Source organism: Pseudoxanthomonas sp. GW2 (assembly GCF_000283075.1).
Classification (GTDB): Bacteria; Pseudomonadota; Gammaproteobacteria; order Xanthomonadales; family Xanthomonadaceae; genus Pseudoxanthomonas.
Window position 1 is genome coordinate 27,846 of the sequence record NZ_ALIP01000120.1, and the last position, 19,471, is coordinate 47,316.

General features: G+C 71.7%; 17 protein-coding genes. 4 read left to right on the top strand and 13 right to left on the bottom strand.

Translation table 11 applies throughout. The features are described 5' to 3' along the window. Positions 1–28: 28 nt before the first annotated feature. On the top strand, positions 29–1,216 hold the full coding sequence (locus tag B351_RS0110075) for an ATP-binding protein (RefSeq protein ID WP_019398915.1): 1,188 nt from the start codon (positions 29–31) through the stop codon (positions 1,214–1,216). Positions 1,217–1,228: 12 nt separating this feature from the next. Here the strand turns inward: B351_RS0110075 and B351_RS0110080 are convergent, their stop codons facing one another. Continuing rightward, positions 1,229–2,953, bottom strand: coding sequence for an EAL domain-containing protein (locus tag B351_RS0110080; RefSeq protein ID WP_050992184.1), 1,725 nt, complete (start codon positions 2,951–2,953; stop codon positions 1,229–1,231). A 6-nt stretch (positions 2,954–2,959) separates the two neighbouring features. Then, positions 2,960–4,990, bottom strand: a complete 2,031-nt coding sequence (locus tag B351_RS0110085; RefSeq protein ID WP_019398917.1) for a PAS domain S-box protein — start codon at positions 4,988–4,990, stop codon at positions 2,960–2,962. Between the two features lie 134 nt (positions 4,991–5,124). On the opposite strand from B351_RS0110085, the gene B351_RS0110090 reads away from it, so the two are divergent. Then, positions 5,125–7,899 carry a bifunctional diguanylate cyclase/phosphodiesterase gene (locus tag B351_RS0110090; protein WP_026010583.1) on the top strand — a complete coding sequence of 925 codons (2,775 nt, stop codon included), beginning with the start codon at positions 5,125–5,127 and terminating at the stop codon, positions 7,897–7,899. Between the two features lie 520 nt (positions 7,900–8,419). On the opposite strand, the gene B351_RS0110095 is transcribed toward B351_RS0110090, so the two are convergent. The 6 genes from B351_RS0110095 to B351_RS0110120 all read right to left on the bottom strand — a co-directional run bounded on the left by B351_RS0110095 (position 8,420) and on the right by B351_RS0110120 (position 12,606). Beyond that, positions 8,420–8,602, bottom strand: a complete 183-nt coding sequence (locus B351_RS0110095; RefSeq protein WP_019398919.1) for a hypothetical protein — start codon at positions 8,600–8,602, stop codon at positions 8,420–8,422. A gap of 59 nt (positions 8,603–8,661) precedes the next feature. Continuing rightward, positions 8,662–9,855, bottom strand: a complete 1,194-nt coding sequence (locus tag B351_RS0110100) for a methyl-accepting chemotaxis protein (protein ID WP_026010584.1) — start codon at positions 9,853–9,855, stop codon at positions 8,662–8,664. Between the two features lie 88 nt (positions 9,856–9,943). Continuing rightward, on the bottom strand, positions 9,944–10,555 hold the full coding sequence (gene hflD / locus B351_RS0110105) for a high frequency lysogenization protein HflD (RefSeq protein ID WP_026010585.1): 612 nt from the start codon (positions 10,553–10,555) through the stop codon (positions 9,944–9,946). A gap of 10 nt (positions 10,556–10,565) precedes the next feature. Then, on the bottom strand, positions 10,566–11,696 hold the full coding sequence (gene mnmA, locus B351_RS0110110; protein WP_019398922.1) for a tRNA 2-thiouridine(34) synthase MnmA: 1,131 nt from the start codon (positions 11,694–11,696) through the stop codon (positions 10,566–10,568). Next, the gene (locus B351_RS0110115; protein ID WP_019398923.1) at positions 11,693–12,133 is read right to left on the bottom strand and encodes an NUDIX hydrolase; all 441 of its coding nucleotides are present in this window, start codon (positions 12,131–12,133) and stop codon (positions 11,693–11,695) included. Before B351_RS0110115 ends, mnmA begins: the two co-directional genes overlap by 4 nt. Beyond that, complete coding sequence (locus B351_RS0110120; RefSeq protein ID WP_019398924.1) at positions 12,133–12,606, bottom strand: hypothetical protein; 474 nt, start codon at positions 12,604–12,606, stop codon at positions 12,133–12,135. The genes B351_RS0110115 and B351_RS0110120 overlap by 1 nt, the downstream gene beginning before the upstream one ends. Positions 12,607–12,715: 109 nt before the next feature. Between B351_RS0110120 and clpS the strand changes: the two genes are divergently transcribed. Then, complete coding sequence (clpS, locus tag B351_RS0110125) at positions 12,716–13,036, top strand: ATP-dependent Clp protease adapter ClpS (RefSeq protein ID WP_019398925.1); 321 nt, start codon at positions 12,716–12,718, stop codon at positions 13,034–13,036. A gap of 117 nt (positions 13,037–13,153) precedes the next feature. Further along, on the top strand, positions 13,154–15,436 hold the full coding sequence (clpA, locus tag B351_RS0110130; protein ID WP_019398926.1) for an ATP-dependent Clp protease ATP-binding subunit ClpA: 2,283 nt from the start codon (positions 13,154–13,156) through the stop codon (positions 15,434–15,436). 115 nt (positions 15,437–15,551) lie between these two features. Here the strand turns inward: clpA and B351_RS16600 are convergent, their stop codons facing one another. From B351_RS16600 to trxB, 5 genes are all read right to left on the bottom strand, one after another. Further along, on the bottom strand, positions 15,552–15,923 hold the full coding sequence (locus tag B351_RS16600; protein WP_019398927.1) for a hypothetical protein: 372 nt from the start codon (positions 15,921–15,923) through the stop codon (positions 15,552–15,554). Between the two features lie 212 nt (positions 15,924–16,135). Then, positions 16,136–16,354: a translation initiation factor IF-1 gene (infA, locus tag B351_RS0110140; RefSeq protein WP_013535213.1), complete on the bottom strand. Its 219-nt coding sequence runs from the start codon at positions 16,352–16,354 to the stop codon at positions 16,136–16,138. A gap of 78 nt (positions 16,355–16,432) precedes the next feature. Beyond that, the gene (aat, locus tag B351_RS0110145; RefSeq protein WP_026010586.1) at positions 16,433–17,164 is read right to left on the bottom strand and encodes a leucyl/phenylalanyl-tRNA--protein transferase; all 732 of its coding nucleotides are present in this window, start codon (positions 17,162–17,164) and stop codon (positions 16,433–16,435) included. 8 nt (positions 17,165–17,172) lie between these two features. Beyond that, on the bottom strand, positions 17,173–18,315 hold the full coding sequence (locus B351_RS0110150; protein ID WP_019398929.1) for a GNAT family N-acetyltransferase: 1,143 nt from the start codon (positions 18,313–18,315) through the stop codon (positions 17,173–17,175). 82 nt (positions 18,316–18,397) lie between these two features. After that, complete coding sequence (trxB, locus tag B351_RS0110155) at positions 18,398–19,351, bottom strand: thioredoxin-disulfide reductase (protein WP_019398930.1); 954 nt, start codon at positions 19,349–19,351, stop codon at positions 18,398–18,400. Positions 19,352–19,471: the final 120 nt, after the last annotated feature.

The following is a 19,471-nucleotide window of genomic DNA, read 5'->3' on the forward strand; positions in this document are numbered from 1 at the left end:
CATGCCATATCGAAACCGCGAAGGCCTGATGCCTTCCCCCGCGATCCTCGACCGCCTGGGCGACAGCCTGCAGGAAGGCGTGCTGCTGTTCAGCGGATCCGGGACCCTGGCCTATGCCAATCCCGCCGCCTCGGCCCTGTGCCAGGACTGCCCGCCGGGCGGGACCGACGGCAGCCTGACCCTGGAGGCGCTGCTGCCGCGCGACGCGCTGCCGCAGGCGCGCGCGGAAGGGCGCTGGAGCGGGCACCTGTCCTTCGGCAAGGACTCGATCCTGCTGGTGCACGCGTATTACTGCCCGGACGAGGGCGGCTGGTACCTGGTGCTGCTGACCGACCTGCGCAAGGTGCAGGTGTACGAACAGGACCTGCTGCGCCGCCACGCCGAGTTGAACGTGCGCCTGACCGCGGCCCAGGCCAAGCTGCTGCAGGCCGAGAAGCTGGCCTCGATCGGCCAGCTGGCGGCCGGCGTCGCCCACGAGATCAACAACCCGATCGGCTACGTGCACTCCAACCTGGGCAGCCTGCAGGAATACCTGCACAGCCTGTTCGCGCTGATCGACGCCTACGAGCGCGCCCTGCGCTCGCCAGACCCGCGCGCGATGCTGGCCGAGATCGACCAGACCCGCTCGCGCCTGGACATCGACTTCATCGCCCGCGACCTGCCGCAGCTGATGACCGAGTCGCGCGAGGGGATCGAGCGGGTGACCCGGATCGTCAAGGACCTCAAGGACTTCTCGCGCTCCGAGCGCGACGAGTCGTGGAAGCTGGTGGACCTGCACGCCGGCCTGGAGTCCACCCTCAACATCATCTGGAACGAGCTCAAGTACCACGCCACCCTGGAGAAGGACTACGGCCAGCTGCCCCCGGTGGAGTGCCTGCCCTCGGAGCTCAACCAGGTGTTCATGAACATCCTGATCAACGCCGGCCAGGCCATCGGCGAGCGCGGCACCATCCGCATCTCCACCGGCCACGCCGGCGACGAGGCGTGGGTGGAGATCGCCGACAGCGGCCCGGGCATCCCGCCGGAGGTGATGCAGCGCATCTTCGACCCGTTCTTCACCACCAAGCCGGTGGGCAAGGGGACCGGGCTGGGCCTGTCGATCTCCTACGGCATCGTCGCCAAGCACCACGGCCGCATCGACGTGGACAGCCAGCCCGGGCAGGGTTCGAAGTTCCGGATCGTACTGCCGGTGCGGCAGCCGCGCGCGGCCGCCTGAGGCGGCAGCCGCTCAGGGGCCTTCCGGGCGCAGCGGCTGGCGCTCGGCGTGGGTCCGGAACGCCTGGCGGATGTGCTCGCGCAGCTCGTCGTCGTTCCAGGGCTTGGTCAGGAAGCGGTAGATCGCGCCGCGGTTGATCGCCTCGGTCACCGTGGCCAGGTCGGTGTAGCCGGACAGCACCATGCGCACCGTGTCCGGGTACAGGGTCTTCACCCGGCCCAGGAACTCGGTGCCGCTCATGTCGCTCATGCGCTGGTCCGAGAGGATCACCTGGACCTCGTTGGTGGCCAGCAGGTCGAACGCGTCGCGCACGTTGCCGGCGGCCAGGATGCGGTAGCCGTCGCGGCGGAACAGGCGCACCAGCGAGCGCAGCACGTTCTCCTCGTCGTCCACCAGCAGCAGGGTCTGGTCCTGCTTGGTCGAGGCGAACAGCTCCGGGCGCATGTAGCGCCGCCGCAGGACCATGCCCGCCGACTCGGCCGGCATCGGCTCGCCGAACAGGTAGCCCTGGAACAGGTCGCAGTCGCTGCGCCGCAGGTAGCCCAGCTGGGCCTCGCTCTCCACGCCGTTGGCGATCACCTTCATGTTGAGCTGGTGGCCCATGGCGATGATCGCGCGCACGATCGCCGTCTCGCGCTCGCCGGCCGGCGCGCTGCGGATGAAGCTGCGGTCGATCTTGAGCATGTCCACCGGGTAGCGGACCAGCGCGCTGAGGCTGGAGTCGCCGGTGCCGAAGCTGTCCAGGGCCAGGCGCACGCCCTCGCGGCGCAGCGCCGCCAGCCCGTCGTACACCGGCGCCACGCTGGCGGCCAGGGTGCTCTCGTTGATCTCGACCAGCAGGCTCTCGGCCGGCAGCCCGGCCTGGCGCAGCATCGCCAGTACCTCGTCGACGAAGGCCGGGCGCAGCAGCTGCAGGGTGGAGACGTTGACCGCCACGAACAGGTCGTCGAAGCCGGCGTCGCGCCAGGCGCGGGCCTGGTTGATGGCGTTGCGCAGCACCCAGTCGCCGATTTGCACGATCACGCCCAGGCGCTCGGCCACCGGCATGAAGCGCTCGGGCACCAGCAGGCCCAGGGTGGGGGACTGCCAGCGCAGCAGCGCCTCCATGCCGACCACGCGGCCGTCGCGGGCGCTGATCTCCGGCTGGAAGCGCAGGCGCAGTTCGCCGTTTGGCACCGCGTCGATGATCTGGCGCGCGATCAGGCTTTCGTTGTGCACCGTCTGCAGGCTGGCGCCGCCGTACATCTGGATGCGCTCGCCGACGTGGCTGGCCTGGCGCGCGGCGATCTCGGCCAGGTGCAGCAGGCCGTCGGCGTCGGTGGCGTGCTGCGGGCAGATCGCGACCCCGGCCTTGGTGCTCAGGAACAGGGTGTAGGGCAGCACGCTCAGCGGCGCCTCGGCCTCGACCAGCAGTTCCTCGGCCAGCTGCTCCGGCGCCGGCATCCCCGGCTGCAGCGGCACCACCGCCACGAACTCGTCGCTGCCGTGGTGCCAGACGTGGCCGCGGCCCTGCAGCAGGGCGTGCAGGCGCCGGCCCAGCTCGGCCAGCGCCTGGTCGCCCACCTCGAAGCTCATGTTCTCGTTGACCGAGGCGAAGTGGTCGATGTCCAGGTGCAGGGCCATCAGCGGCGGGCCGCCGTTGCGCGCCTGCGCGACCAGTTCCTGCAGCACCGGGTGGCCGGCGCCCAGGCGGCCGGGCGCGGGAAGTTCGTGGATGGCGGGAGACGTAGGCAGCACGCGTCCTCAACCCCGCGCGGCGTAGGGCAGCAGCAGCTCGATGCGGGTGCCCGTGCCCGGCGCGCTGTGGATGCTCAGGCGCCCTCCCGCGCTCTGCGCGCGCTCGCGCATGATCACCAGGCCCAGGCCGCCGGCCTGGGCCTGGTCGAAGCCGCGGCCATCGTCGCGGATGTGCAGGCGCAAGGACTCCTCGTCGCCGGACAGGGCCAGGATGACGTGGCTGGCGCCGGCATGGCGCAGGATGTTGGTCAACCCTTCCTGGGCGATGCGGAAGCACGCCTGCTCGACCTCGCGCTCCGGGCGCCGCGGCAGCGGCGCCACGTCCAGCGCCAGCACCACCGGCTGGTTGCGGAACAGGCTGCCGGCGTGCCAGCGCAGCGCCGCTTCCAGGCCCAGCGCGTCCAGCTGCGGCGGGCGCAGCAGCATGGACAGGTTGCGCAGCTTGTCCAGGGTGGCGTCGGCGGTGGCGACCACCTCCTGCAGGTCCTCGCGCCGCCGCTCCGCGTCCTCCTCGGCCATGGCCGCGTGCACCGACAGCTTGATCGCGGTGATCGCCTGGCCGACGTCGTCGTGCAGCTCGCGCGAGATCGCGCGGCGCTCGTCCTCCTGGGCCGAGAACAGCCGCCCGGCCATCGCCTGCAGCTCGCGGTTGACCCCGGCCAGGGCGTCGCGCATGCGCTCCGGCTCGCTGAGGTCGCGCACCAGCAGCAGCTGGCAGTCCTGGCCGCCGTAACGGGCCGCGGCGCGCGACAGCGCCACCCGGAACGGCTCGCCGCCGTTGCGGCGCATGCGTGGCGAGGACTCGGCCAGTTCGCCGCGCAGCCAGCCGCGCAGCGCCGGCAGGTCGGCCGGCTCGACCAGGCCCGCCAGCGGTTCGCCGATCAGCGCCTCCGGGGCGCGGCCGAACAGCCCGGCGCAGGCCGGGTTGGCGTAGAACACCCGCTCCTCGCGCAGGATCATCAGCCCGTCGGGCAGGATCCGGACCAGCTCGCGGAACTGCTGCTCGCGCTCGCCGAGCAGGCGCCGGGTCTGCTGCTCCTCGGTCACGTCCTGCACCGTGCCGCGCAGGATCGCGTGGCCCTGTTCCTCCCGGCGGCGGCCGCGCAGGTGCAGCAGGCGCTCCTGGCCGCCGGCACCGAGCACCGGCAGCAGCAGGTCCAGGTGGGGCAGGGCGCCGGAGGCCAGCTCCTCGAGCATGCGCTCCAGGCGCGCGTGGCTGGCCGCGTCGGCGCCGACCAGGACCTCGGTCAGCCGGCGGTCCGGTCCCGGCGGATGCGCGGTGAGCTGGCGCATGACCGGGCAGAAGCGGGTGGCGCCGGTGGCCAGGTCCAGCTCCCAGGAGCCCAGCCGCGCCAGCTGCTGCGCCTCCAGCAGCCGCAGCCGCGCCTGTTCCTCGGCGGGGCGGTCGAGCAGCACGACCAGCCGCCGCGGCGCGCCGCCGGGCGAGGGCGGCAGGTCGGTGCTGCGCAGTTCCACGTGGCGGACGCGGCCGTCGCGCGCGGTGAAGCTGGCCAGCTTCACGTGCGGCTTGCCGGGATTCTGGCGCACCTCGGCCACCGCCGCGGCCAGCTCCTCGCGGTCGCGCCACAACCTGCCGACCGCCATGCCGCGCAGGTGCTCGCGCGGCCAGCCGAGGAAATCGGCGGCCGCCGGGTTGGCATCCACGATCTCCAGCGACTGCATGTCGCAGCTGAACATCGGGTTGGGGTTGGCCTCGAACATCTCGCGGCGGCGGTTTTCCGACGCGCGCGCGCGGTCGGCCGCGCGCAGCAGCCGGTGCAGCAGGCGATAGGTGAGGACGTACAGCAGCGCCGCGCTGATGCCAACGGTGATGGCGCCCTTCCACGACTGCAGCCGGGTGAGGGCCGCCGTGTCGGTGGCCAGCAGGGCGAGCGCGCGGTCGCTGAAGAGGATCCACAGGATCCCGAACACCAGGTACAGCAACGGGATGCGCATCGCGAGCGCACGTGCGCGGACCTTGGCGTCCGCCACGTCCTCGGCTGGCCCGGGCACCCCGGACCGGTCGTGCTGTGCCATCGGCTTGCCCCGGAACGAGAGGCGCAAGCATACCAGCGCCGGCGCCCGTGCCGGGCTCAACTACGCCGCGCCGATGCCGTTAACGGCATGACCGCCCCGGGAGCCCCCCCGGGGGAGTTTGGAGAGAGCAGGGCGTGGATTCCGGCGCAATTGCCAGCCTGTTGCAACACCCGATCGAAAGTGCCCTGCTGGTGCTCGACGCCGAGGGCCGTCCGATCGCCGCCAACCCGGCGGCCCAGGCCATGGCCCTGCCCGATGCCGCGGCCCGCTATGCCCCGCTGCTGCAGGACCTGCGCGCCAGCCTGGCCGCCGGCGAGCGCCAGGCCGTGGCCTGCAGCCTGCCGGGCCCGGACCGGCGCCTGGACGGCTGGCTGCGCGCCGTGCGCGGCCCCGACGGCCAAGCCATCGCCTACACCCTGAGCATCCCCGACCCGGAAGGCGCCAGCCGCTGGCAGGTGGCGCTGGACAGCGCCGGCCACGGGCTGTGGGACTGGGACATCGGCGCCAACCGCATCTTCCGCTCCGAGACCTGGCGGGCCATGCTCGGCTTCACCGCCGAGGACGTGCTCGACAGCAGCCTGGAATCGGCGCTGGCGATGGTCCACCCGGAGGACGTGGAGCGCCTGCGCCAGACCCTGCGCGCGCACCTGGACGGCCGCACCGACGCCTACACCTGCGAACACCGCGTGCGCCACTGCAATGGCAGCTGGCGCTGGGTCCGCGACAGCGGCCGGGTGGTGGCCTGGAGCGCCGACGGCCGCCCGCTGCGGATGATCGGCACGCATACCGCGATCGACGAACAGAAGCAGCTGGAGGAACGGCTGCGCGGGCAGCAGGCGCTGCTGGAGGAAATCCAGCGCCTGGCCGGGATCACCTCCTGGTCGTGGAGTCCGGCCACCGACAGCGGCTGGTGGCCGCGCGAGTTCTACCGCCTGCTGGGCCACCCGCCGCGCGATCGCGACAGCGCCCGCGCCTGGCTGCGGCGGATGCCGCGCGAGGCTTCGGCCGCGCTGCGGCGTGCCTGGCAGCGCATGCGCCGCGACGGCCAGCCGGTGCGCTTCGTGCTGGAGCTCACCGATGCCCAGGGCCAGCCGCTGCACCTGCAGGCCTGGGCGCGCCCGCAACTGGACGCGGCCGGGCACATCGAGCGCGTGCTGGGCCAGTTCCAGGACGTGACCGCGCAGCGCCACGCCGATGCGCTGCTGCGCTGGCGCACCGAGCTGCTGGACCGGGTTTCCGCGCTCGGCCACATCGGCGGCTGCGAGATCGAGTGCGCCACCCGCCGGGTGCAGTGGACCGACGAGTGCTACCGCATCCACGGCCTGCCACCGGGCCCGATCACCCTGGACGACGCCCTGGCCCTGTACACCCGCGACTCGCGCGACGCCTTCGAGGCGGCGCTGGCGCGGCTGGCCGGCGGCGGCCCGGCCGAACGCCTGGAACTGTGCTTCTACCGCCCCGGCGGCCAGCGCGTCTGGGTCGAGGTGACCCTGGAGCTGGACCGCCGCGAAGGCCTGTCGGAGCGCTTCGTCGCCCTGTTCCGCGACATCAGCCGCGAGCGCGAGACCAGCGAGCGGATCGAGCTGCTCTCGCACTACGACCTGCTTACCGGCCTGCCCAACCGTTTCCTGCTGCGGGTCCAGGCCGAGGAGGCGATCGAGGACGCGCTGGCCACCGGCGCGACCCCGCTGGCCCTGCTGCTGCTGGACCTGGACGGTTTCAAGAACATCAACGACACCTTCGGCTACGCCGCCGGCGACGCCATGCTCAAGGCGGTGGCCGGGCGCCTGCACGCGACGCTGTCGCAGCACGACCTGTTCGGCCGCCTCGGCGGCGACGAGTTCATGGTCATGCTGCGCGCCGATGCCGCCCGCGCCGAGGCCGTCGGCATGAAGCTGATCGCGGCGCTGTCCGAGCCGCTGCCGTTCGCCGGCGAACTGCTCAAGGCCGGCGCCAGCGTGGGCGTGGCGGTGCTCGGCGGCGACGGCAACGCCTTCGACGAGCTGCTGCGCGCCGCGCACGCGGCCCTGCGCGTGGCCCGCGAGCGCGGCCGCAACTCGCTGCAGATGCACGATGCCGAGATCCAGCGCCAGACCCGGCGCCGGCTGGAGATCGAGCACACCCTGCGCGGCGCGCTGGAGCGCGAGGAATTCTCGCTGGTCTACCAGCCGCAGATCAGCATCAACGACCGCCACGCGCCGGGCATCGAGGCGCTGGTGCGCTGGCACCGGCCGGGCGGCACCTGCCACCCGGGCGAGTTCATCCCGATCGCCGAGCAGTGCGGCGAGATCGTGCGCCTGGGCGAGTGGGTCATCGCCGAGGCCTGCCGCCAGGCCGTGGCCTGGCACGCGGCCGGCCTGGACTTCGGCCGCATCGCGGTCAACGTCTCCGGCGTGCAGCTGCGCGACCGCGGCTTCGCCGAACGCGTGGTGGCGCTGTGCCAGCGCGCCGGCTGGCCCCCGGCGCGGCTGGAGCTGGAGCTGACCGAGTCCGCCCTGATCCTGGACAGCGAGAGCCTGCGCCATTGCTTCAAGGTGTTCGAACGCCACGGCATCCAGCTGGCGGTGGACGACTTTGGCACCGGTTTCTCCAACCTGCACTACCTCAACCGCTTCCCCGTGCAGCGGCTGAAGATCGACCGCAGCTTCGTCAGCGGCATGCTGCACGACGCCAATGCCGGCGGCGTCACCCAGGCCATCATCCACCTCGGCCACGCGCTGGGCATGCGGGTGGTGGCCGAGGGCGTGGAATCCATGCAGGAGCAGGATCAGCTGCGGCAATGGGGTTGCGACGAGGTCCAGGGATACGTGCACACCCGGCCGCTGCCGCCGCGTGAACTGGCGCAGTGGCTGCGCCAGGCCAGCGAGGCCGGCGTGATCGAGTGGTCGCGGCCGGTGGCGCTCAAGTAGGGGCGCCGATCCGGATCCCGGCACCACGGACGCCGGCGCTTGCCGGCGTCGTGCTTTCCGCCGCCGCCAGCCCCGTGCCTTCGTTGTCCCGGCACGGCTCCGCCATCGTGTGGTCCGGGCAAGGCCGCACCCGGGAACCCCGCAATGCGAAGTGGGCCCCAAGGCAGCCCGGCGGTGAGCCTGCAGCGCGTGGCGACGCGCCACCCCCACCAGTGCGCGGGCGCCGCAGCAGCGCGGTGCCTGCTGGAGCGCGGCGACGCCTGGGCTGCCACGGCCCCGCGCCATTATTGAAGTACGACGCACCGGTCCGCGACGCGTAGCGCGGACAAGGCCGCATCAGGGAATCGGGGCCAGTCGCGCGTGGCGGGTCGTCGATCCGGGAGCGCCAGGCATGTCCGGGCGCAGGCTGCGATCGTCCCGGGGCGTCGCCGCCGGTCGAGAACACGAGCCTTGGGGAACCTGGCCGTGCGGGCGGGAAGGGAAGCCGGTCGCGCGCCGCGACCGGGAACACGGGCCGGGATCAGGCCGCCGGGGAGGGTAGCCCGGGCACGCCCAGGTCCCAGTCCACGCAGGCCAGCAGCGGGTCGGTGGCCGTGGCAGGGGAGCCGATCGCAGCGGCGAGGGCCAGTTCCTGCAGGGCCATGGCCTCCAGCCGGGCCATCAGGGCCGTGCTGCGCGCGGCCGCGTTTTCCGGGGCCTGCACGGCAGCAGGCCCCGGTGCGGAGCCGGGGCCTGCCGGGTTGGTGCGGGTGCCGGAGGGGCTCAGAACAGCTCCACCGTGCCGGCGCCCATGCTCTGCTGGGTAACCGGCTTGTGCGGCGGCTGCTCCCACTCGCCGCGCAGTTCGCGCAGGCGCTGGCCCAGCTTCTGCAGGGCGCGGATCAGCTCGACGTCGTCGCTGCCGTTGTTGCGCTGGAGCAGCTCCTGCAGGGCCATGGCCTCGCGGTTGATCGTGTCCAGGCGGTCCAGGTGGATGTGCGCGCCGCCCAGGGCCTGGGTGGCGATGTCCTCGAACTGCAGGGCGCGCACCGCCTCGGCCACCGAGCCGTCGATGGCGCGGCCGCAGTCGGAGATCTCGCGCATGCCCTCGCTCAGCGAGGCATTGATCGCGGCCACGTTCTGCAGCATTTGCGCGGCTTCGGCGCGGGCCTCGCGGGAGCGGTCCAGGTCGCGCGAGGCCATCTGGGTCACGGTCTCGCGCACCTTGGCGATGGCGTCCTTGGAACTGTGCGCCAGCTTGCGGATCTGCTCGTTGAAGGTGGTCGAGCGCTCGGACAGGTTGCGCACCTCGTCGGCGACCACCGCGAAGCCGCGGCCGGCCTCGCCGGCGCGGGCCGCCTCGATCGCCGCGTTCAGCGCCAGCAGGTTGGTCTGGTCGGCGATCGACTTGACGTCCTCCAGCAGGGCGAAGATGCCGTCCAGGTGCTGGGCCATCTGGTCGATGTGCTGCACCGTGGTCGTGCTCTGGCCGGCGACCTGCTCCAGCGCCTCCACCAGCTGCTCCATGCGCGAGCTGGCGTGCTGGGCGAAGCGGGCCACGTCGACCCCGCCGTTGCCGTCCTGGTCGGCGATCAGCCGGGCCATGGCCTGGCTCTGCTGGCGCGACTTGCGGTTCATCGCGTCGAAGCTGCCGCCGAGGCCGGCGACCGCCTGGCGGATCAGCTCGCGGGCGCGGTCGATCTCGCTGCGCGAGCCTTCGATCTCCTTGCCGACGAAGTTGCGCAGCTCACCCAGCAGCTGCTCCTGTTCGCGAATCACGCGCGCATGTTCCCGCGACGGTCCGGAAGAGGCGGAGCCACGCAGCAGCAGCCAGGCGGCGAAGCCGAACCAGGCGAGCGTCTGGGTGGTCAGGATCGCCCAGCGCACCGGAGCCGGCCAGTCGAAACCGATCGCGATGGGAGCCAGGAGGGTCAGCACCAGCGGTGCGGCCATGCGGAAGAGCAAACGGGAATCCATGGGTGATCTCTGCGGAACCTCGTTCGCAGTATCGGCCGTAGACCCCTTGCCTTTAGCCGCCGCGCCCCTTGCCAGTGCGAACTGGTGCTCAGTTGCGATGCATGCGCACCGCTTCGGCCATGGCCTTGCGCGCGAACAGGAAGTGCCACTGGCTGCCGCCGAGCTGGCGCCACAGCCGCGCCGAGCGCACCGCCGCCAGCAGCAGGGCGCGGATCTCCGAGACCACGCCGGGCTGGCCGAGGTAGTGCGGGTTGCCCTGGACCATGATCCGCGGCCGCAGGTGGCTGATGGTGTCCGCGTACAGGGCACCAAGCGCGGACAGGACCTCCGGGTGGGTGCTGCCCAGTTCCTCGGCGCGCGCGGCCAGGCCGGCGATGCCGTTGCCCACCGCCTGCATGGTCGCCGGCTCGCCGGAGAAGCGGCGCTCCAGCTGGACCGTGGCCAGGGCCAGGCGCGGCAGCAGCGGGTCGTCGGCGCGGTTGGCCAGGTAGGCGTCGAGCAGGCGCAGGCCCGGGGCCAGCGCCGGCACGCCGCCGTAGACGTCGGCGGCGGAAGGGGCGTCGATCCGGAACACGCTGTCCAGGACGGGCTGGGCGGCGCCGGTGTCGCTGTGGCCGGTCTCGGCGATGCGCCGCACCTGCTGCAGGGACTGGGCCAGGCCGGCCAGCGCCAGCACGCGATCGCTATGGGGATTTTCCATGGCCGGTATTCTAGCTGGCGACCACAGCCGCCCGCCCGGCATCGCCCGGCACCCGGGCATCGGTGGAAGCGATCACCGCGCCCCCCAGGCAGGCCGGGCCGTCGTACAGCACCAGCGACTGCCCCGGGGTCGCCGCCCGCTGCGGGCGGAGGAAACGCACCGACAGGCTGCCGTCGTCCAGCACCCGCACCCGGCACGGCTCTTCCTGCTGGCGGTAGCGGACCTGGGCGCTGCACTCGAACTCCGACGCCGGCGCCGCGCCCTCGATCCAGTGCATGGCCTCGGTGCGGATGGTGCTGGACATCAGCCAGGGGCTGTCGCGGTCCTGGTCCACGTACAGGATGTTGGCGGCCACGTCCTTGCCGACCACGTACCAGGGCGCGGCCGGGCGGCCGCGCACGCCACCGATGGCCAGGCCCTCGCGCTGGCCCAGGGTGAAGTAGAACACCCCCGGGTGGGTGCCGATCCGCACCCCCTGCGGGTCGCGGATCTCGCCCGGCTGCGCCGGCAGGTAGCGGCCGAGGAACTGGCGGAAGTCGCGCTCGCCGATGAAGCAGATGCCGGTGGAATCCTTCTTGGCGTGGGTCGGCAGCCCGGCCTCGCGTGCGATCGCGCGCACCTGCGCCTTGGGCAGGTGGCCGATCGGGAACAGGGTGGCCGCCAGCTGTTCCTGCCCCAGCTGGTGCAGGAAGTAGCTCTGGTCCTTGTCGCGGTCGGCGCCGCGCAGCAGCCGCCAGCGTCCGCCCTCGTGCACGACCTGGGCGTAGTGGCCGGTGGCGATGCGCTCGGCCCCCAGGTCGCGCGCCGCGTCGAGGAAGTGCTTGAACTTGACCTCGCGGTTGCACAGCACGTCCGGGTTGGGCGTGCGCCCGGCGGCGTACTCGGCCAGGAAGTGCTCGAACACCCCGGCCCAGTACTCCTTCGAGAAGTCGCGGAAATGGAACGGGATGCCGAGGCGGCCGCACACCGCCACCGCATCGCGGCGGTCCTCCTCGGCGCGGCACTCGCCGCTGCCGTCGTCGTCCCAGTTCTGCATGAACAGCCCGGCCAACGGCTCGCCGGCGCGGGCCAGCAGCAGCGCGGCCACCGAGGAATCGACGCCGCCGGACACGCCGACGACAGTGCGCGGCGGCGTGCTCACAGCTGCCGCACCAGGTCCAGTGGCTGGCGCCGCCCGGCCAGCCAGTCGGCGGCCACCTGCCAGACCAGCGGGCTGCGGTGGCGGGCGGATTCGGCCAGCAGTTCGTCCGGCGCCAGCCACACGGCGCGCTCGATGCCTTCATCGAGAGTCCGCTCCGGGTGGTGGAGCAGGGCGGTGCCGGCGAAGGCGAAGCGCAGGTAGTCGCTGCCGTCCGGGGCCTTCCACTGGTAGCAGCCGATGAAGGCGTCCAGGCGGATGTCCCAACCGGTTTCCTCCAGGGCCTCGCGCACGGCGGCCTCGGCCAGGCTCTCGCCCGGCTCCAGGTGCCCGGCCGGCTGGTTCAGCACCAGGCGGCCGTCGATCCGCTCCTCGACCAGCAGCAGCCGCCCTTCGCGGGCGACCACGCTGGCCACGGTGACGTGGGGATGCCAGGCCATCAGTAGTCGTCGCTCCCGTCGCCCAGTTCCAGCTCCATCAGGTCGGCGGCGGCCGCGGCGTAGGCGATGACGTCGTCCAGGGCCTGCGCGCCGGCGTCGGCCGGCAGCTGGATCACCAGTACCGCGTAGTCGCCCTGGCGCACCCAGCCACCGAGCTTCTGCCCGGCCGAGGCCTCCAGCAGGCGGTTGGCCACCGCCACCGGGAACGCGCCCGCGGCCGACCAGGCCGGCGACCACACCTCACGCACGCGGAGGCTGCCGAAGGTCTCCACCGGCGAACGCACGATGACCACCTGGGAGCGTTCGTCCTCCAGCCCGAGGACCAGGCGGAAGTCGCCGTCCTCGTCCACCTCGTAGGCGTGGCCGAGCTGGTCGAGCATGCGCGCGACCGCGCGGTCGGGGCCCGCGGCCGCGGCGGACAGGGGCAGGGCCAGCGCCAGCAGCGCGGCGGCTAGGCGGGGAAGGGCGCTCATGCGGGCATCCGGGGGGAAGGATCGGGGAATTGTCCGGCAGCCGCGGCGGCCGCGTCCATCCGCCGCGCCTTTGGGGTCGCGTGGCGCGCCGGAACGTATAATCCCGTACATGTCGAGCAACCCCCGCCACGATCACGAACACGGCACCCTGGTCGATACCGGCCGGCCTGAAGTCGCGCCGCCGCCGATGTACCAGGTGATCCTGCTGAACGACGACTACACCCCCATGGACTTCGTCGTGGCCGTGCTGCAGCAGTTCTTCGGCATGGACCTGGAGCGCGCCACCCAGGTGATGCTCCACGTCCACACCCGGGGACGTGGCGTCTGCGGTGTCTTCACGCGCGAAGTGGCCGAATCCAAGGTAGCCCAGGTCAACGAGTTCTCCCGCATGAACCAGCACCCGCTGTTGTGCACGATGGAGAAGGCCTGACCCGCGGGATGCCCCGCCCGGGCGCCGGCCTGCCGCCGGCTGAACACGGCGTTGCGCCGGCACGCTGGAATTGCCGGTGGCAGGCCGCATATTGTTGGCAAACCGCCGGAGCGAGCCATGTTCAGCAAAGACCTCGAACAGACCATCGGCCAGTGCTACAAGCGGGCGCGCGAAGCCCGTCATGAGTTCATGACGGTCGAGCACCTGCTGCTGGCCCTGCTCGACAACCCCTCGGCCCAGGCCGTGCTGCGGGCGTGCGGTGCCGACTTCGAACGCCTGCGGGTGGACCTGGAGCAGGCCATCGAGGCTTCCGTCTCCCGCCTGGCCGACGACGACGGCCGCGACACCCAGCCCACCCTGGGCTTCCAGCGCGTGCTGCAGCGGGCCGTCTACCACGTGCAGTCCTCGGGCAAGAAGGAGGTCACCGGCGCCAACGTGCTGGTGGCGATCTTCGGCGAGAAGGACTCGCACGCGGTCTACTTCCTCACCCAGCAGGACGTGACCCGGCTGGACGTGGTCAATTACCTGTCGCACGGCATCGCCAAGCTGGGCGACGAGCCCGAGCCGGGCGCCGCCTCCCCGGACGGGGAAGGGCGCGCCGAGGGCGGCGAGGGCGAGGGCAAGACCGACGTCCTCACCGAGTACGCCACCAACCTCAACGAGCAGGCCCGGGCCGGCAAGATCGACCCGCTGGTCGGCCGCGCCGACGAGATCGAGCGCACCATCCAGGTGCTGTGCCGCCGCCGCAAGAACAACCCGCTGTACGTGGGCGAGGCCGGCGTGGGCAAGACCGCCATCGCCGAGGGCCTGGCCAAGCGCATCGTCGACGGCGAGGTGCCGGAGGTGCTGGCCGACGCGGTGATCTACTCGCTGGACCTGGGCGCCCTGGTGGCCGGGACCAAGTACCGCGGCGACTTCGAGAAGCGCCTGAAGGGCGTGCTGGCCGCGGTCAAGAAGATCCCCGGCGCGATCCTGTTCATCGACGAGATCCACACCATCATCGGCGCCGGCTCCGCCTCCGGCGGCACCATGGATGCCTCGAACCTGATCAAGCCCGCGCTGGCCTCCGGCGAGCTGCGCTGCATCGGTTCGACCACCTTCCAGGAATACCGCGGCATCTTCGAGAAGGACCGGGCGCTGGCCCGCCGCTTCCAGAAGATCGACATCGTCGAGCCGACGGTGGGCGAGGCCTACGAGATCCTGCAGGGACTGAAGGCCAAGTACGAGGCCCACCACGGCGTGACCTACGCCGACGAGGCGATCCAGGCCGCGGTGGACCTGTCGGTCAAGCACATCGGCGACCGCCTGCTGCCGGACAAGGCCATCGACGTGATCGACGAGGCCGGCGCCCGCCAGCGCCTGCTGCCGGAAGGCGCGCGCAAGGAGCTGATCGACGTCGAGGAAATCGAGACCATCGTCGCCAAGATGGCGCGGATCCCGGCCAAGCAGGTCAGCGCCACCGACAAGGACGTGCTCCAGCACCTGGAGCGCAACCTGAAGATGGTGATCTTCGGCCAGGACCCGGCCATCGAGACCCTGGCCTCGGCGATCAAGCTGGCGCGCAGCGGCCTGGGCACCCCGGACAAGCCGATCGGCAACTTCCTGTTCGCCGGCCCCACCGGCGTGGGCAAGACCGAGGTGACCCGCCAGCTGGCCCTGCAGCTGGGCATCGAGCTGGTGCGCTTCGACATGTCCGAGTACATGGAGCCGCACTCGGTCTCGCGCCTGATCGGCGCGCCCCCGGGCTACGTAGGCTTCGACCAGGGCGGCCTGCTGACCGAGAAGATCGTCAAGACGCCGCACTGCGTGCTGCTGCTGGACGAGGTGGAGAAGGCCCACCCGGACATCTTCAACATCCTGCTGCAGGTCATGGACCGCGGCGTGCTGACCGACACCAACGGGCGCGAGGCCAACTTCAAGAACGTGGTGATCGTGATGACCACCAACGCCGGCGCGGCCCAGGCCTCGCGGCGCTCGATCGGCTTCACCCGCCAGGACCACTCCACCGACGCGATGGAAGTGATCCGCCGCACCTTCAGCCCGGAGTTCCGCAACCGCCTGGACGCGGTGGTGCAGTTCCAGCCGCTGGCCTTCGAGCACATCCTGCGGGTGGTGGACAAGTTCCTGATCGAGCTGGAGATGCAGCTCAACGAGAAGCGGGTGGCCATGACCGCCTCGCCGAACGCGCGCGAGTGGCTGGCCCAGCACGGCTTCGACCCGCTGATGGGCGCCCGCCCGATGGCGCGCGTGATCCAGGACCGGATCAAGCGCCCGCTGGCCGACGAGCTGCTGTTCGGCAAGCTGGTCAACGGCGGCCGCGTCCACATCGACGTGGTCGACGGCGAGCTGGTGGTCGAGGCCCAGTCCGAACCGGAGAAGCTGCTGCCGGCGACGGTCTGAGCCGAGCCGGCTTACCCGGGCACGGCCGCCAGGCCGGCCATTCCGCGGCCCAGGGCGCGCGGGATGGCCGGCCTTGTCGCTTCCGGGTGCCGGCACGCGGCGGCGACCGGCCGGCTCACTCGCGGCTGTCCGCCACCTGCTCCAGCACAGGCTCGATACGCTGCACCCGCGCCACCTCGCAGGTACCGCGGTCGGTATGCAGGGCCGAACCGCGCTGGCACAGCAGGTGCTGCGCGCCGTTGCGTTCGATCAGGCCGACGCGCGCGGCGGGCAGGGCGGAACAGTCGCGCTGCAGGGTGACCTGGTACTGCGCCCGGCCGTCGCGCAGGAGGAACTGGCGGGCGTTGCCCTGGCGGGTGATCTGCTGGTCCTGGCCAAGGTGGACGCAGCCGGGCTGTTCGGCCGGGGCGCCGCTGCCAGCCTGCGCCAGGGAGGCGGCGCACAGGAGCACGAGCGGCAGGAGGACGGTACGGGCAAGGGGCTTCATGGCACTGCTCGGAAGACGGCCCGGATTGGACCGCATTCCACGCTAGTGCCGCGCCGCCGCCGCGGAATCTGCCTGAGGTGACACCGACCTCCGGCCACCCCTGGCGACACGCCGCGCAATGCCTGGGCGCAACCGGCGCACGAAAAAAGGCGGCCTTGCGGCCGCCTTTGCCGTGAGCGGGGCCATGCGTGCCGCCAGGCACGCCGCGGGGCTCACTTCATGCGATAGGTGATGCGGCCCTTGGTCAGGTCGTAGGGCGTCATCTCGACCTTGACGCGGTCGCCGGTCAGGATGCGGATGTAGTTCTTGCGCATGCGACCGGAGATGTGGGCGATGATCTCGTGCCCATTCTCCAGGCGTACCCGGAAGGTGGTATTGGGCAGCGTCTCGATGACAGTGCCTTCGAACTCGATGGAATCGTCTTTCGACATGCGTTTCCGATTTGCGCGAGCAGGGCGTTAAAGGCGACAATTTTACGCGGAAAGCCGTTGCGGCGCAAAACAGCCGGTTCAGCCAGCCAGCGCGGAGGCCGGCAGCAGGCCGAAGGCGGTGGTCCAGCTGCCGACCATGCCGGGCAGGGCGGTCAGCCGCGACAGCTCGGCCTGGAACCGCGGGCGCGGCCAGCGCTCGCCGCCCAGGGAGACCAGGTGCGGGTTCTCCACCTGTGCGTCCAGCAGCGGCCAGCCCCAGCCGCACAGGCGGTGGGCCAGGGCGGCCAGGGCCACCTTGGAGCCGCCGGAGCAGGCGCTGAACATGCTCTCACCGTAGAACATCCGCCCCACCGCCACTCCGTACAGGCCACCGACCAGGCGGCCACCGGCATCGACCACCTCGATCGAGTGCGCATGCCCCAGCCGGTGCAGGCGGGCGTAGGCGGCGCGCATCTCCGGCAGGATCCAGGTGCCGTCGTGGCCCCGGCGGGGGGTCTCGGCACAGGCCGCCAGCACCGCGTCGAACGCGGTGTCGGCCCGCACCTGCCAGGCGCTGTGGCGCAGCTGGCGGCGGAAGCGGGTGGACAGGCGTACCCCGTCGGTACGGAACACCATGCGCGGATCCGGGCTCCACCACAGGATCGGCTGCCCTTCCGAGTACCAGGGGAAGATGCCCTGGGCATAGGCCGCCAGCAGCCGTTCCGGCGAGAGGTCGCCACCGATGGCCAGCAGCCCGTCCGGCTCGCGCAGGGCCTGGTCCACCGGCGGGAATGGATCGTCCGGGCCGAGCAGGCGGGGGAAGCGCGCCATGGCCATGCTCAGCCGCCCTCCGCCGTGCGGAACGGCCCGTGCCTGCCCAGGCTGCGCGCATACCGCTCCACCGTCTGGCGCTCCTCGGCGCACCAGGTGGCCAGCGCCTCCCGGAACGCGGGATGGGCGATGTAGTGGCGGCTGTGCACGAACGCCGGCAGGAAGCCGCGCGCCAGCTTGTGCTCGCCCTGCGCGCCCGGCTCGAACCGGGCCAGGCCCTGCTCCAGGCAGTACTCGATGCCTTGGTAGTAGCAGGTCTCGAAGTGCAGGCCCGGCAGGCGCAGGTGGCTGCCCCAGTAGCGTCCGTAGAGGGTGTCGCCGCCGCGCAGGCAGAGCGCCCCGGCAACCGGCGATCCATCCAGATAGGCAAGAATTATCAGCATGTTGCGCGGCATTGTTCGCGCAAGATGTCCGATGAAGTCCCGGGTCAGCGCGGGCGCGTTGCCGTATTCGGCGAAGGTCTGCAGGTAGAAGCCGTGGATCGCATCCAGTTCGTCGGGCCCGGCCTCGTCGCCATGCAGGCGCCGGAACGTGATCCCGGAGTGGGCTACCTTGCCACGCTCCTGGCGGATGTTCTTGCGGTGGCGATGGTCCATGTCCGCCAGGTAGTCGTCGAACCGGCGCCAGTGCCCCGGGTTGCGCCAGTGGTACTGGACGTCGGTGCGCTCCAGCCAGGCCGCATCGAAGGCCCCGGACTCGGCCGGCAGGTGGAAATTGACGTGGGCCGAGGACAGCCCTTCGTCCTCGACCAGCGCGCACATCGCCCGTACCAGGGCCCCGCGCACGGCCGGGTCGCGCGCCAGCAGGCGCGGCCCGGTGACCGGCGAGTAGGGCACGGCGCACAGCCACTTGGGGTAGTAGTCCAGGCCGTGCCCGGCATAGGCGCGGGCCCAGGCATGGTCGAACACGAACTCGCCGTGCGAGTTGGTCTTCAGATAGCCGGGCGCGGCCGCCACCAGGGTATCGCCGTCCCACAGGGTGAGATGGCGCGGCGTCCAGCCCCATCCGGGGCGCAGGCAGCCGTGGCGTTCCAGGCCTTCGAGGAAGGCGTGGGCCACGAAGGGATTGCCGCCGTCGTGCAAGGCATCCCACTGCCTGGCCGGGACCCGGGCCAGGCCATCAAGCCAGCGCGTGCGCAGCCCGGCGCTCATGGACGCGCCATCCCGCGACCGCGGCGGCGCGCGCCGGCCAGGACGCCACCGGGATAGCAGCGTCCGGCCTTCATCGGTCGCCTCAGGCGCCCTTGTCCAGGAAGCGCTCGGCGTCCAGCGCGGCCATGCAGCCGAAGCCGGCCGAGGTGATCGCCTGGCGGTAGTGCTGGTCGGCCACGTCGCCGGCGGCAAACACGCCTTCCACCGAGGTGGCGGTGACGTTGCCTCCCAGGCCCGAGCGGATGGTGATGTAGCCGTTGTCCATGGCCAGCTGGCCTTCGAACAGGCCGGTGTTGGGCTGGTGGCCGATGGCCACGAAGAAGCCGTGGGCGGCGATCTGGCGGGTGCTGCCGTCCAGGGTGGACTTGACCCGCACGCCGGTCACGCCGGCGTCGTCGCCCAGCACCTCGTCCACCACGTGGTGCCAGACCGGCTCGATCTTGCCGGCCTCGACCTTGGCGAACAGCTTGTCCTGCATGATCTTTTCCGCGCGCAGGGTATCGCGGCGGTGGACCAGGTAGACCTTGCGGGCGATGTTGGACAGGTACAACGCCTCCTCGACCGCGGTGTTGCCGCCGCCGACCACGACCACGTCCTGGTCGCGGTAGAAGAAGCCGTCGCAGGTGGCGCAGGCGGACACGCCACGGCCCTTGTACTTCTCCTCGGAGGGGATGCCCAGGTACTTGGCGGTGGCGCCGGTGGCGATGATCAGGGCGTCGCAAGTGTAGGTGCCGCTGTCGCCGACCAGGGTGAACGGACGCCTGGACAGGTCGGCGGTGTGGATGTGGTCGAACACCACCTCGGTGTCGAAGCGCTCGGCATGCGCCTGCATCCGCGCCATCAGGTCCGGGCCCATCAGGCCGTGGGCGTCGCCGGGCCAGTTGTCGACCTCGGTGGTCGTCATCAGCTGCCCGCCCTGCTGCAGGCCGGTGATCACCACCGGCTTGAGGTTGGCGCGGGCGGCGTAGACGGCGGCGGTCCAGCCGGCCGGGCCGGAACCGAGGATGAGCAGGCGCGAGTGCTTGGGAGCGGTCATGTATAGTCGTTCGGGGAAAGAAGGGGACCCTTCGCAGGGCCGCGCATAGAGTGGCGGCCGGGCACATGCGAATCAAGGCGAACGGTTGCCGGGCTGCGGCCGGCGGCCGCTGGCGCGATG